Raw genomic sequence first — 14,724 nt, forward strand, 5'->3', positions numbered from 1 at the left:
CTAACTGTAAAATTATTACTTTTGGTTTAATTTAGCTCTCATGTAAGTTTGTATGCATGTCTAGTGCACAAAGTGGGGTTATGCATGGAAGCTGACTCAAATACTCGGTGAGGACTCCAAGACCCCCGGCAGCCTATAAATGCTGTACTATAAAAAAAGCCGCAGGCTGCTCCTATACGGAACAACCTGCGGCATGCTTGATATTCATGTTTCGTTCGCTGCTCTAGTCCCGGCTGTCCAGGATCAACGTAACCGGCCCCCAGTTGGTGAATGAGACGTCCATCATGGCCCCGAACACGCCGGTCTCCACCTGAAGTCCGCCGGCTCTCAGCTCCTGATTAAAGTAATCATAGAGCTGCTTAGCCTCGGCCGGAGCCGCTGCAGCCATGAAATTCGGGCGCCGTCCCTTGCGGCAGTCCCCATATAGCGTAAATTGCGACACAGACAAAATCGCTCCGCCTGTATCCGTAACACTATAGTTCATTTTGCCGGCTTCATCCTCGAAGATGCGCAGTCCGGCTATTTTGTCCGCCAGGTATTTGGCATCTTTCTCCGTATCCCCGTGCGTCACGCCGATCAGCAGCATCAAGCCTTCATTAATGGCTCCTGTTACTGTTCCGCCCGCCGTAACCTTCGCTTCCTTACAGCGCTGTACTACTGCTCTCACTTCGTCTTTCAGCTCCTTGCCCTATTGCATAATCCGGTTAACTGTATATACATCCTTCACACGCTTCACCCTGTCGACAACCGACTGCAGATGATCCGTATTGCGGATGAGGATCGTCATATGAATCATCGCCATCTTGTTCTTGTCGGAGCGCCCGGTGACTGCGGAAATGTTCGTCTTGCTCTCGGACACCGCCTGCAGCACTTCATTAAGCAGACCATTGCGGTCGTGGCCTGTAATCTCGATATCAACGCTGTAGTTGGCCTCCATGCTGCCTTCCCACTCCACCTCAATCACCCGTGCTGATTCTTCCCCGTCACCGTCGGTCGGAATATTCGGACAGTCCTCACGGTGCACAGACACGCCGCGCCCGCGGGTTACATATCCGACAATATCGTCGCCCGGTACGGGGTTGCAACATCGTGCGAAGCGGACCAGCAGGTTATCGATGCCTTTGACACGCACACCGTTGGTAGGCTGGTTACGGTTGCCGCCGCTGGATTTGATCTCCTTCATCTCGGTAGACAATTCCAGGTGGTTGGCTGCTTCCTCCTGCTCCCTGCGGAGCTTCTCGGTCAGCTTATTCGCGATCTGTGAGGCGGTAATTCCTCCGAATCCGACTGCGGAGAGCATATCTTCGACGTCGCCGAAGGCGAACTTCTTGGCCACATCGTTCAGCTTATCCTCGGTCAGGAAATCAGAAACCTCCATGTTGAGCCGCTTCAGCTCGCGTTCAACTGCTTCCCGGCCTTTTTCGACATTTTCCTCGCGCTTCTCTTTCTTGAACCACTGCTTGATCTTGCTGCGCGCATGGGAAGATTGGGCAATCTTCAGCCAGTCGCGGCTCGGGCCGTAAGAATTCTTGGAAGTGAGGATCTCTACTATATCTCCGGTCTTCAGCTTATGGTCAAGCGGCACAATCCGCCCGTTCACCTTGGAGCCGATGGTCCGGTTACCAACCTCTGTATGAATCCGGAAAGCAAAATCAAGCGGAACAGACCCCGCCGGCAATTCCACAACCTCGCCCTTTGGCGTAAAAACAAAAACAAGGTCAGAGAAAAAGTCCATCTTAAGCGATTCCACGAACTCCTCGGCATCCTTGGCTTCATGCTGCAGCTCAAGAATTTCCCGGAAAAACGGCATGCGGTTCTCCGGATTTCCGCTGTTGCTCGTACCTTCTTTATATGCCCAGTGTGCGGCAATCCCGAATTCCGCCGTCCGGTGCATTTCCCAGGTTCGGATCTGCACTTCAGTCGGCTCTCCGCCGGGACCTACCACAGTTGTATGCAGGGACTGGTACATGTTCGCTTTAGGCATGGCGATATAATCCTTGAACCGGCCGGGCATCGGTTTCCAAAGAGTATGAATAATCCCTAAAGTAGCGTAACAGTCCTTAATATTATCAACAATAATCCGGATCGCCAGCAAATCGTAAATCTCATTGAACTGCTTGTTTTTAGTGCTCATTTTGTTATAGACACTGTATATATGCTTGGGACGTCCGGACAGATCCCCTTCGATCCCCATCTCATCAAGCTTGGCGCGTATTCTGCCGATAACGCTGTCGATGAACTGCTCACGCTCTGCCCGCTTCTTATGCATCAGGTTCGCAATACGGTAGTATTGCTGAGGGTTCAGGTACCGGAGGGCAATATCCTCCATCTCCCATTTGATCGCCGAAATACCCAAACGGTCAGCTATCGGACAAAAAATCTCCAGCGTCTCGTAGGAAATCCGCCGCTGGCTCTCCTCAGACTGATACTTGAGCGTCCGCATATTGTGCAGCCGGTCCGCCAGCTTGATCACAATGACCCGGATATCCTGAGCCATGGCGATAAACATTTTGCGGTAGTTCTCGTTCTGCTGCTCTTCCTTGGAGCGGAAGCGGATGCGTTCCAGCTTGGTCAGACCATCCACGAGCATGGCACAGGTATCGCCGAACTTCTCGCGGATCTGCTCCAGCGACACGGTTGTATCTTCAACGACATCATGCAGAAGTGCTGCAATAATAGAAATAACGTCCATCTGCATATTGACGACAATATCTGCAACCGCCAGCGGATGCAGGATATAAGGCTCTCCCGATTTGCGTACCTGGCCGTGATGAGCCTGGTCGGCAAACTCATACGCTTCCCGGATGCGGAGAAGTTCTTTTTCTTTTATATAAGCGCCGGCCTTTTCAACTAATTGCTCTATGCCCATTCTCGTCGTATCCGTTTCCTTTCTATAAGAAAACCCCATGACAGGAGTTTCTCGAAAATGTTGTTAAATCCATGCGTTTAGATAAATTCCGAATCCTGCATAATAAAATAAACCCGCAAGTGAAACCCTATTTGCAGGCCTTCAGCTCCTTTGAGCTACACTACACGCAGTTTAAAGTTGTTTATAATTATGACGCTTAGGATGCATTACGTCAACACTTCCCGCCGCATGTCATTCATCCGCTTTTATGAAGAATCGAAGGATAATTTATGACAAAAACAAATAAAGTCTCACATTGTTAAAAAAATGTTGTTGTCAAACGGCGCCGTACTATTTAATCTAGTAAAGGCGGTTTTCGCCAGGTTAAGACAAAACTACATAGAGAAAGAGAAGTGAACTCCTTTGCAACGCGAAATTCAAGTTAACGAGAAACTCCCGCTCGGCCCAGGCTTTCTCCTGAGTCTGCAGCATCTGTTCGCCATGTTCGGCAGCACCGTGCTTGTTCCTAACCTGTTCGGGGTAGACCCCGGCATGATTCTGCTGATGAACGGTATCGGCACATTGCTCTATATTCTGATCTGCCGCGGTAAAATTCCGGCCTATCTTGGGTCAAGCTTTGCTTTTATCTCACCGGTGCTGAGTGTGCTCGGCAAATATGAGGGAGACCATCAGCATGGATATTCGCTTGCACTGGGCGCGTTCATTGTTACCGGTGTTATCTTTATTCTTGTCGCATTAATCGTCCGTTATGCCGGAACCGGCTGGATTGATGTTGTATTCCCTCCTGCTGCTATGGGTGCTATCGTAGCAACAATCGGACTTGAGCTGGTACCGGTTGCCGCACGCATGTCCGGACTGATTGCTCCTGAAGGCGTTGCGGTTGCAGACTGGACTCCGGACGGTAAGGCTATTACATTGTCATTGGTCACACTGGGAGTTACCGTTATTGGTTCCGTTATGTTCCGCGGCTTCCCCAAAATTATTCATATCCTCATCGGTATCGTTACCGGTTATGTGCTGGCCTATATTATGGGACAAGTAAATACCGGCGCTATTGCCGACGCTAATTTCCTATCCCATCCGACAATCACTACTCCGTCCTTTGATTTGCAGGTTATTTTGACCATTATTCCTGTATCACTAGTTGTTATTGTTGAGCATATCGGGCATCTGCTGGTAACCAGCAACATTGTCGGCAAAGACCTGACCAAGGATCCGGGACTTGACCGCTCTCTCTTCGGTAACGGGATCTCGACCGTGCTGTCCGGTTTTGTAGGCTCTACACCTAACACCACTTACGGTGAAAACATCGGCGTTATGGCTTTGACCAAGGTATACTCGGTATTCGTAATCGGCGGAGCGGCCATCATCGCCATTCTGCTCTCGTTCTCCGGTACCTTCTCTTCTATTATTGCTAATATCCCGCAGCCGGTTATGGGCGGTGTATCCCTGCTGCTGTTCGGCGTTATTGCCGCATCGGGTCTGCGTATTTTCGTAGAACAGAAGGTGGATTTCTCCAAAGCAAGCAACATGATTCTGGCTACTCTGGTTCTGGTTGTCGGCATCAGCGGCATCTCACTTAACATCTATGGCGTGCAGCTCAAAGGTATGGCGCTGGCGACCATCGTAGGTATCGTATTGTCTCTGTTCTTCAAGCTGATTGAAGTGCTGGGCTTGTCCAACGAGCAGGATTCAGAGAAATCTGCACACTAAATCATAAGAGCTAACTATATAAACAAGCTAAGAGCTGTCCCTTTGCGCTGATTCATGCAGCTGCGGGATAGCTCTTACTGCTTTGCACGAAAGGAGTGAGGTGTTTAAAGGGAATTATCCCTTGATTCCAGCTTGCTTGAACCATTGAGCCTCTATACGGCCGCGCTAATGGGGTTCCCTTAAGTTCATCCTCGTTACACATTACTTATAAGATGATGTCCATTTTATGGATTATTAGCTGAACCAATGAATGGACCCATAATAAAGCAAAAAAGTGGACGGCTGTCGATATTCGACAGCCGTCCACTTTTTATTTCCCGGGAAAAGCTCAACGGGAGCATTTTGCAATTCGTTTAGTCTTCGTAAGTCAGCAGGGATACAACTTCGATGTCCGAAAGCTTGTTGCGGCCGGCCAGCTGTACCAGCTCAATCAGGAATGCTGCTCCGACAACCTTACCACCGAGCTGTTCCACCAGGCTGACCGAAGTAGCGATCGTTCCGCCAGTTGCCAGCAGGTCATCAGCAATCAGCACATTTTGGCCCGGTTTGATGGCATCGGTGTGAACAGCAAGTGTGTCTTTACCGTATTCCAGGTCATAGCCCACTTCGATCGTTTCGTACGGGAGCTTGCCGCTTTTACGGATAGGGACAAAGCCGACTCCCAGCGCATAAGCCAGTGGAGCGCCAACTACAAAGCCGCGCGCTTCCGGTCCGGCAATAACATCAATGTTCAGATGGGATACCAGCGCTTTAAGCTCGTCAATCGCTGCGCGGTAAGCTTCCCCGTCCTTGAGCAGAGTGGTAATATCTTTAAAGCTGATTCCCGGCTGCGGGAAATCTTCAATTACGCGAATATTATTTTTGAAATCCAATAGTATCATCTCCTAAAAGTTTGTGAGGATCCGCCCACATTAATTGCTTCGTACAAAACTTACTTCGGAAGCATTTGCTTAGTTTTGTGAGCATCCGCCCACATTAATTGCTTCGTACAAAACTTACTTCGGAAGCATCTGCATGGTTTGTGAGGATTACCTCACCGATTCACTTCGAACAAACTCGCTTCGGAAGCATTTGCTTAGTTTTGTGAGCATCCGCCCACATTAATTGCTTCGTACAAAACTTACTTCGGAAGCATCTGCATGGTTTGTGAGGATTACCTCACCGATTCGCTTCGAATAAACTCGCTTCGGAAGCATTTGCTTAGTTTTGTGAGCATCTGCATGGGTTTGTGAACCTATACTGTCCCGGCCTACGATACACCCAGGCGGCGGGCCTGCATCCAGCTCTCCAGTTCGCGGGGGCTGCTCTCCATGAAATACTGCTCCATCTCGGCAGTCTGTCCTAAACGGACAAAATGGCGCGAGGCGGACAGGTTTTTGGCTGCCGGCTGGGACACGAATGAGATCATTCCGCCGGTACGTTCGATAAAATCAAGCTCCTCGAATACATCCAGCATCCGGCCCAGCATCCGTACACTCAGCGAAGACTGGCGGCTAAGCCGCAGCAGCACTTCATGCTCGGGTACTGCTGTAGCAGCAATGGAAGCCAGCAATTTATATAATACCTTAAAATGATCGCGTGTCGGAACCTGCAGACGGTCACGCCCGTCACGCCGGGCGTGAAGCAGGGCAATATTCTCAGCCTGAGGGAAAGCGGCGAGCAGGGCATCCAGCTGCTCCGGTGTTTCCGGCATATCGAGCAGACACAGCAGTGAGATTTTCCCGTCTGGCTCAGCTTGTCCATGATGAAGGGCATTAATTCCGCCTTCTGCATCATAAACCCACAGCGACATGCCCTTCAGATCGCTGAGCGGCGAGAGACGGCTGTTCTGAAAAACAGCCGCTGCTGTAAAAGGCGCGCTACCGCTGTAAGGCTGCAGCACCTCTTTAAGGCGAATGGCCTGACGAACGGCATCTGCTGTTCCCCGTAGATCAAACAGCTGCGCATCGGGCACGGCCAGATCCTGCAGCATTAGCTGCGGCTTACGGGAGCCGTTCCACTCATTGACCGACAGCTCGGCCAGGACGTCAATCATAGTCCCGCCGGGCAGCAGGTCAGCCAGATCGCCTTTGCCGAAGGCTACGGCTTCGATAGTGTGCCGCCCCTGCTGCAGGACAAGCTTCAGGTGTTTGCCTTCCTGCCCCATCTTGCGTGTCTCTTTCACGGCCGCTCCGCGCACAATGAATTTGGGCAGCGGATTGGACATGCCGAAGGGCGCCAGCCGGTCCATTTCGAGTGCAGCCTGCAGCGTTAAATCGGCAATCGTGATATCCCCGTCTGCAGCGGTTACCGGGATCAAATGCTCCGGTGTAAGCACCGCTGCGGCATATTCATTCAGGGCTGCGGCAAAAGCATCCAGATTGTCGCGGTGCAGGCTCATTCCTGCAGCAGCCGGATGACCGCCGTAGTGGTCCATTAATCCGGCGCAGGAGGTAAGCGCCTCGTAAATATCCAGACCCGGAATTGAGCGGGCCGAGCCCTTGCACATGCCGGTCTCCGGATGAATATCAAGGATAATGACCGGTCGGTAATAACGTTCAAGCAACTTAGAAGCGACGATCCCTACAACACCGACATTCCAGCCCTGATCAGCAAGCACGATAATATCCGGCGGCTGTCCGTCTCCGATCTGCCGGATGAGCTTATCAGTAGCTTCACCCACAATGCGTTCAACGACCATCTGACGTTCCTTGTTAAGCAGATCGAGCTCGCTGGCCAGCTGTCCGGCTTCATCGCTATCTGCTGTGGTCAGCAGGGCAACCGCCCGGCCTGCATGATCGAGACGGCCGCTGGCGTTGATCCGCGGAGCTACACCGAATGCTATATTGACTGCACTGACGGTATTCATCGTTACACCGCTGACCTCAAGCAACGCGCGTACGCCGGGAAACGGGGATTTCCGCATGCTGGCAAGTCCTTTTCGGACCAGGCTGCGGTTCTCGCCCAGCAGCGGCATCAGATCCGCCACCGTGCCGATCGCGGCAATTTCACTCCACTCCACAGGCACCTTGCCGTCAAGCAGCGCTTCAGCAAGCTTGTAAGCCACCCCAACTCCAGCCAGCCCTTTAAACGGATAAGGACAGTCCGGCAGCTTGGGGTTAATCAAAGCAAACGCTTCCGGCAAAAGCTCCGGCGGTTCGTGATGATCCGTTACAATAACATCAATTCCCAGCTCTGCCGCATACGCTATCTGATGCACGGCACTGATACCGGTATCTACTGTAATGACAAGTGAAACACCCTGCTGGACCGCCCAGTCCAGCGCATGATTATGAAGCCCGTAGCCTTCATTGGAGCGGTGCGGGATATAGATGTCAAAGGAAGCGCCCAGATAACGCAGCAGATAGATCATCAGCGATGTGCTGGATACGCCGTCAGCATCATAATCGCCGTATACCAGAATATGTTCCTCTTCTTGCAATGCCTTTCTGATCCGCGGCACAGCCTCGGCCATTCCTTTGAGCAGGAATGGATCATGGCTGTCATCCGCCCCTCCGTCCATGAACAGCAATGCCTCTTCCGGGGCAGTAAACCCTCTGGTCACAAGCAAGGAGGACAGGAGCGGTGAAACAGAAAGGCTCCGGGCCAATTCCCCCACTTTATCGGGATCGGCTGCCGGAGATTGCCATCTTGTTTTTGAATGAAGCAATTGAGCTCACCTTTCTCTCGCCATGCGGCCTACTGTAGCAGCGTCGGGATATCATTGTCCGCAAGCTGGTGATTGGTTTTGTAAGGATAACCCGGATCGTACGGCACAACATCCATATGAACCTCACCGACATGGACAAAACGGTGCTGTAACAGCTTTCTGGCACATTCCGAGATATCCTGGGCTTCCATTACTGTGATCCTCGGATTCACGCTGATCTTAACCTGGAGATTCACATACCGGCCTTGTTCTACCGCCTGAAGATGCTCAACGCGGATGACTCCGTGTACCCGCCCGACGGTTTCAATGAAATTGGCGGCTTCCGCCGACGGCAGCTCCTGGCTTGCTTTGCCGTAGACCGAAGCGGTAATCATGGTGTAGCCTTTACGAAGAATCAGGCAGCTTGTCAGCAGGGCCGCAACCGGGTCCATGTAGAACAGCGGGCTCCAGCCGATATATCCCCCGACCATAGACAACGTTATTCCGATTAAAGCAGCTATCGAACTATACAGGCTGAAACGGTGACTGTCCGCATATGCGGCATGGCTGCCGTCGCCAATTTTTTTGAAGTAACGGTATTGATACTGGAAAATTCCTTCTTTTACTAAAATTGAAATAAGAACCGTAACAAGTGCAGCAGGCGGAACTGTCGATAAATGTCCTCTGGTTAAATCCCGGATGGCTGAAAAAGCAATCTGCAGTCCGGCCATCAGAATCAGCGCGGAGAAAAGCATGGTAATAATCGGTTCCTTACTGCTTTTGCCGTTCCCTGCCCGGCGGGCGGATTTAGGCTTCTTTGCCTGTCCTGAACGCCATGGGAGAGCTTCCGCCAGCCTTGCTGCCGCGTCTGCTCCGGAATATAAGGCATCGCCCAGCAATGCCTTGCTGCCCGTGAAATAACCGATACCGCCTTTAGCCAGAGCCAGTACAGCATCACTGACGATTCCGTTCCAGGCAACCGTCTCACTTTGCGGTGATTGTTTGTCATTCATAACGAGCCCTCCTTACCTGGTAGCAAGTAATCTCATGTTGCAGCATACGCCTGTCAGCCAGTTCCAAAGATTCCGAAAAGCCGCGTCGTCGTTGACGCGGCTTTTCGGGCAATAAAGCTGAGACTTAGGCCGGATTGTTCTTCACGGCAGGCTTCTGGCGCTTTTTGAGCAGCAGCCAGAGCGGACTTGCAATAAAGATGGAGGAATAGGCTCCGAAGAGCAGCCCGATAACCATAGCCAGCGAGAACATTTTAATGGATTCGCCGCCCATTACAAGCAGGAAGAACGCGGCAATAAATACCGTAAATGCTGTGTAAAGGGACCGCATAAGCGTCTGGGATATACTCTTGTTGACCAGAATCTTAAGGTCCTCATAGGTTTTCTGTTTACCGAAGCGCAGGTTCTCACGGATCCGGTCAAAGATAACAATTGTATCATTAATGGAATAACCGATAATCGTAAGCACCGCGACAATGAAGGTGATATCCACCTCAAGACGGAAGATTGAGAAGACTGCCACCACCATAAAGGCGTCATGGAGCAGTGCGACAATTGCCGCCAGGGCAAAGCGCCATTCAAACCGGATGCTTACATAAATAATAATCCCTAAACTGGACAATAGAACGGAGTAGATCGCATTACGCGCAAGCTCCTTGGCCATTTCCGGATCAACCGTGTTGATCTCATAGGAAGCCTGATCATCCAGCTTGGTGATTGCGGTCTTCAGCGCTTCACTCTGCGCATTATCAAGCTCTTCATCATAACGGATATTTACACGCTGGTCACCTATGGTAATGCTTGGCTCATGGGCAATTCCCAGACTGTCCAGGGCCGGCTTAAGCTCAGCCTGTGTAAGATTCTTGGACAACGATACATCCACGTTAGAACCCGCTCGGAAATCTACACTGTAGTTAAGCCCCAGGAAACTGAGGAAACCTACACCAAGTACAGTAAGTACAATAGAGAAAATAAAGAAGTATTTACTCCAATGCACGTAATCCATATCTTTATTAAAGCGCACGGATGTCACTCTCCTTTACCCCAAATTGCTTAGGTTTCTTCAGGGCGCCAGCTTTCACCAGCACCGAAATCAGCCAATGGGCAAAATAGAGGTTGGTCACGATACTGAGCACAATTTCTACAATCAGTATCAAGGCAAAGCCTTTAACCGCACCGGTACCGAATGCAAACATAACGGCTGCTACGATAATGGTCGTCACGTTAGCGTCCATAACAGTACGGAAGGAGGTTTTGTTACCCGCTTTGACAGAGGACATAATGCTCTTGCCGCTGCGCATCTCTTCTCTTATCCGTTCATTGGTAATGATGTTGGCATCGACGGCCATCCCTATACCGAGGATGAAAGCGGCAATACCCGGAAGCGTAAGGGTAAAGTCGGCAACGACAAATACCAGAATCAGCAGCCAGGTGTGCAGGATCAGCGCGAAGCTGGCCAGAACACCAGGAAGGCGGTACATAGCGATCATAAAGATCAAAATAATCAGGGAACCAACAAGGCCTGCTCTGACTGTCTGGTCAAGAGATTGTTTACCGAGGGTTGCGCCAACGCTTTGCGAGTATTTCTCGGTCAGCTTCAGCGGCAGTGCGCCAAGGTTAATGGTATCGGCCAGTTCACGTGCTTCATCTAACGTATAGTTACCTGAGATTGATGCTTTGCCGTCAGTCAGTTCTGCTCTTACAAACGGAGCCGACAGCAGGTTCTCATCCAGGTAGATAGCAAGCTCTTTCCCAAGCAGGCGCTTGGTAATTTCAGCGAATTTATCCTTATCTTTAATGCTGATGCTGATTTCCGGCTGGTTCAGATTACTGCGTTGAACCTCTGCCGCACCTTCAACAAAATCACTGCCCACGAGCTCGATCTTGCTGTATACTCCCGCTGCATCGCCCTCGGCAGCACTGCGGAATGTCAAAACAGCAGGTTCTTTCATCTTCTCGCGGACTTCAGCCTCGTCGGTAACACCGGCAATCTTAAGACGAATGCGGTCTGTTCCCTCCGTTGTCACTTCCGGCTCGCTTGTGCCCAGTGCGTTAGCGCGTTTCTCCAGACTCTTTGCGGTTTGCTGCAGCGAAGCTCTGGTCAGTTCACCGCCGGTATCCATCGGCGAAGCCTGATACAGAATCTCAAAGCCGCCTTTCAGGTCAAGACCCAGACGGACCTTGTCCAGCAGACCGGGGGTTGTGAACGCCATGACGCCGGTTAAAACGAGCACGGTAATGATAAAGCTTAACAGTCTCTTCATGCTCTTGCTAGTTCCCCTTTCATTACTCAATATTCCTATTATAGCTACGTGCGAAATCACCGTCAATTGAGGCGCAGAACGACGGTGCTTAGATCACACAAAGAAACGGCGGGCTGTGCTCTGCTCAGCAAGCCTTCCGTTTGGATAGGTAGTGCCTGGTTATCCTCTCTTACTTTACTGCTTCCTCAGTCGGTTTGCAAAAGAAATTCGTTCCTGCAAGTCAGGTAATCCCCCTGTAGGCCGCGAGCATCAGGTAATTCATATACGTTGTAGCTTTAAGCGAATAAATATCATTTACCAGCTTATACAGCGGAGGTTGGCCCTCCTTGGCATATTTGCTGCTAACGCACTCCCAGATATCCTTGCCGGTTACATATTCATAGCCCAGGAGCCGGAATTCCTCCGCTTTACTGGCGCACATAGCTTCGATTACATCACTAAGCTCCTCGTACTTCCACGGTTCCGATTCCATAGTGTTACACCTCCCAAGGTCTGCGCTGAAGCAGGCTACCGGATATATATTCGACCTTACCGGCCGACTATCCTTCTTCCCGCAAAAAAGATGTCATATCCAAAGCTTGTCATGGATGGGCCGGGGTCAAGCATATCAATATACAAGCCCCGCAGCATCAGCGGACCGGCTCACCTGCGTCTCATTTTATTTCATTTCAGGAAGAAGGAGTGTCCCTTGAAGAAACAGAGGAAACAGACCTTTATACAGGGAACGATGATTCTGCTGGCTGCAGGCATTATTAACCGGATGCTGGGGTTTATACCCAGAATCGCACTGCCGCGGATTATCGGTGCTGAGGGCGTCGGCTTATACCAGCTCGGATACCCTTTTTTCATCGTGCTGATTACCGTTATTACCGGGGGATTACCGCTTGCTATTGCCAAAATGGTGGCCGAGGCGGAAGGGGAAAATCAGCCCGGACAGTCACGCCGCATTCTGCAGACAGGACTTATTCTCAGCTTGTCGCTCGGACTGCTGTTTACGGTGATAGCGCTGCTTAGCGCTTCTTGGGTTACCCGCTTTATTTTGACGGACAGCCGGGTATATTATACCTTTGTCAGCATGACACCGATGATTTCGATTGTTGCGGTGTCCTCCATATTCCGCGGATATTTTCAGGGCAGGCAGAACATGATTCCTTCCGCGCTTTCCTCGGTTCTGGAATCGGTAGTCCGGATCTTTTTCATGCTGTGGTTCTCGTATCTGCTTCTGCCCAAGGGAATGGCCTATGCGGCAGCCGGTGCAATGCTGGGAGTAACGGTAGGGGAGATCGTGGGGATGCTGGCCCTGCTGGCCCAGTACTATTTTATCGTAAAAAAAGAGGAGCAGGACAGCTCCGCACCCGATCTAGCGCCTGAGCCTTTATTAAATAAACATAACCAGACTGGGGAAAAGCCGGGCGGTTCGCTGCTGAGCCGCATGCTCGGTATTGCGGTTCCTGTCACCGCGGGCCGGCTCGTCGGTTCCTTTTCTTATCTGCTGGAGTCGATAATTACTGCCCGCAGTCTGGCGCTTGCCGGAATTGCGGCTGCGGCGGCCACTGCCCAATACGGCTCCCTCCAGGGGATGGTGATTCCGCTGCTGCTGCTGCCGGGAGTCCTTAGCTCTTCCCTGGCGGTTTCACTCGTACCGTCGCTGTCGGAAGCGGCAGCCCGCCGGGATTTGCCCGCAATCCATAAACGGATGCATCAGGCTCTTAGGCTGGCTATGGTTACAGGTGCCCCGTTTGCCGCCATTATGTATGTGCTTGCCGTACCGCTGTGTACACTGATGTACGGCAATGCGGACACCGCTCCCATGCTGAAGCTGATGGCCCCGTTCGCCTTGTTTCTATATGTCCAGGCTCCCTTGCAGGCAGCCCTTCAGGCCATGGACCGGCCCGGCCGGGCACTCATCAACACACTGGCCGGTGCAGTGGTTAAGATCCTCCTGATTCTCATGCTGGCCTCCCGGCCGGAGTACGGGATTTATGGTGCCATAATCGCCATTATCGTTAACAGTATCCTGGTGACGCTACTCCACGGGGCCAGTGTCGTAAAGCTGATTCAATTCTCAATGCGGATCACTGACCCGCTAAAAACTGCTACAGCCATGATAATCATGGCTGCCGGGACCTCTTATGTGTATACTTCCGTGCCGCTTTCCGGCACCATGTGGCTGCAGTTCCTGTTCGCCTCCGCATGCGGTATGGCTCTTTATCTGGGCATCTGCCTGCTGTCCGGCCTGATCTCTGTCCGGGATCTGGACCGGGTGCCTTTTTTCAGAAGGCGTCGCTAGACATTAGCGGCTGCGCTGCCGGTCTACATAAATTTTGCCGGTATGATCGATGGAGCATAAAAAAACATCACGGAAATCGGATACACCCTTCTGACGGATCTGTGTCCGCAGCCAGAAGCGGTTTTTACCGATCATCTCCAGATTATCATCCTGGACCTTTCCGTCCATTATCAGCGGAACCGGCAAGCCTTCATACCTGATTTTGCTCTTGGTGATATTTACTCCTGAAGCGTTTCCTGACTTCCCGGAGCCGCCTGTGCCGCCCGGGCCTGCACCTGAACTCTGGTCCTGATTCTCGGCGGTATCGCTGCTGTTGCCGGACTGGTTGGATGACGAGACATTTTTGTTCTTCTCAATGACCGTCAGCTGGCCGCTCGTCTCCAGAATCGCAAACTCCACATCGGCCGGGCTGACAATATTCTGCCCGCGCAGCTGAAGCAGCAGATCATCCATGTTGTAGCGCTGCCTGCGCATTTCGCTCCGGTGCAGCTTGCCGTTAGAGATCAGTACGCTTGGCCTGCCGTCAATCAGCAGCCGCAGCTTTCTGCTTTTGAGACTGAGCTGTGCGACAATAATCTGGATTACAACCAGAGTTACCATCGGAGTTATACCATCATAGATGGGGCGTTTAATATCATCTATGACAAAGACGGCAATCTCCGCGATCATGATGGAAATCGTCAGGTCAAACACTGACAGCTTGCCGATCTCCCGTTTCCCCATAACCCGCATACACAGGAAAATGAAGAAATACATCAGCACGGTCAGAAAGACATGGCTGGTAATATGCTGAAGCATATTCTCTCCGCTCCCCTTTCCGTATCTCACCCTCAGCCGGTATGCCGGGGTGGATGAATGTACCCCTATTCTGGCCTCACTGCCAAGGGAACATTCGGAAGCTGCCTTATAAATTACTGGTAAATGAACAGCCTTTGCCAAACTTGTACTAT

Annotated in this window: 11 protein-coding genes; 2 read left to right on the forward strand and 9 right to left on the reverse strand. The window is 51.5% G+C overall.

The window, feature by feature from the left end; translation table 11 throughout:
- Window positions 1-223 precede the first annotated feature (223 nt).
- Together dtd and AC4G46_RS25000 are read right to left on the reverse strand one after the other, a co-directional pair.
- The gene (dtd, locus tag AC4G46_RS24995; protein ID WP_491125087.1) at window positions 224-667 is read right to left on the reverse strand and encodes a D-aminoacyl-tRNA deacylase; all 444 of its coding nucleotides are present in this window, start codon (window positions 665-667) and stop codon (window positions 224-226) included.
- A gap of 21 nt (window positions 668-688) precedes the next feature.
- Window positions 689-2,869 carry a RelA/SpoT family protein gene (locus AC4G46_RS25000; protein WP_491128972.1) on the reverse strand — a complete coding sequence of 727 codons (2,181 nt, stop codon included), beginning with the start codon at window positions 2,867-2,869 and terminating at the stop codon, window positions 689-691.
- A 402-nt stretch (window positions 2,870-3,271) separates the two neighbouring features.
- On the opposite strand from AC4G46_RS25000, the gene uraA reads away from it, so the two are divergent.
- Complete coding sequence (gene uraA / locus AC4G46_RS25005) at window positions 3,272-4,582, forward strand: uracil permease (protein ID WP_491125088.1); 1,311 nt, start codon at window positions 3,272-3,274, stop codon at window positions 4,580-4,582.
- Window positions 4,583-4,935: 353 nt separating this feature from the next.
- Here the strand turns inward: uraA and AC4G46_RS25010 are convergent, their stop codons facing one another.
- The 6 genes from AC4G46_RS25010 to AC4G46_RS25035 all read right to left on the reverse strand — a co-directional run bounded on the left by AC4G46_RS25010 (window position 4,936) and on the right by AC4G46_RS25035 (window position 11,956).
- Window positions 4,936-5,454, reverse strand: coding sequence for an adenine phosphoribosyltransferase (locus tag AC4G46_RS25010; protein ID WP_039876305.1), 519 nt, complete (start codon window positions 5,452-5,454; stop codon window positions 4,936-4,938).
- Between the two features lie 377 nt (window positions 5,455-5,831).
- Window positions 5,832-8,231, reverse strand: a complete 2,400-nt coding sequence (gene recJ / locus AC4G46_RS25015) for a single-stranded-DNA-specific exonuclease RecJ (protein ID WP_491125089.1) — start codon at window positions 8,229-8,231, stop codon at window positions 5,832-5,834.
- Between the two features lie 29 nt (window positions 8,232-8,260).
- On the reverse strand, window positions 8,261-9,223 hold the full coding sequence (locus AC4G46_RS25020; RefSeq protein WP_491125090.1) for a cation diffusion facilitator family transporter: 963 nt from the start codon (window positions 9,221-9,223) through the stop codon (window positions 8,261-8,263).
- Window positions 9,224-9,347: 124 nt separating this feature from the next.
- Window positions 9,348-10,244: a protein translocase subunit SecF gene (gene secF, locus AC4G46_RS25025; RefSeq protein ID WP_491125091.1), complete on the reverse strand. Its 897-nt coding sequence runs from the start codon at window positions 10,242-10,244 to the stop codon at window positions 9,348-9,350.
- Window positions 10,234-11,484: a protein translocase subunit SecD gene (gene secD, locus AC4G46_RS25030; protein ID WP_342562548.1), complete on the reverse strand. Its 1,251-nt coding sequence runs from the start codon at window positions 11,482-11,484 to the stop codon at window positions 10,234-10,236. The genes secF and secD overlap by 11 nt, the downstream gene beginning before the upstream one ends.
- Window positions 11,485-11,704: 220 nt before the next feature.
- Window positions 11,705-11,956, reverse strand: coding sequence for a post-transcriptional regulator (locus AC4G46_RS25035; RefSeq protein WP_491125092.1), 252 nt, complete (start codon window positions 11,954-11,956; stop codon window positions 11,705-11,707).
- 255 nt (window positions 11,957-12,211) lie between these two features.
- Between AC4G46_RS25035 and spoVB the strand changes: the two genes are divergently transcribed.
- Window positions 12,212-13,774, forward strand: a complete 1,563-nt coding sequence (gene spoVB, locus AC4G46_RS25040; RefSeq protein WP_491128973.1) for a stage V sporulation protein B — start codon at window positions 12,212-12,214, stop codon at window positions 13,772-13,774.
- Window positions 13,775-13,777: 3 nt separating this feature from the next.
- Here spoVB and AC4G46_RS25045 read toward each other — a convergent pair whose 3' ends face one another.
- A complete protein-coding gene (locus AC4G46_RS25045; RefSeq protein ID WP_491125093.1) occupies window positions 13,778-14,572 on the reverse strand; it encodes a YetF domain-containing protein in 795 nt (264 codons plus the stop codon).
- Window positions 14,573-14,724 lie beyond the last annotated feature (152 nt).

It is taken from the genome of Paenibacillus sp. fava2 (assembly GCF_058313675.1).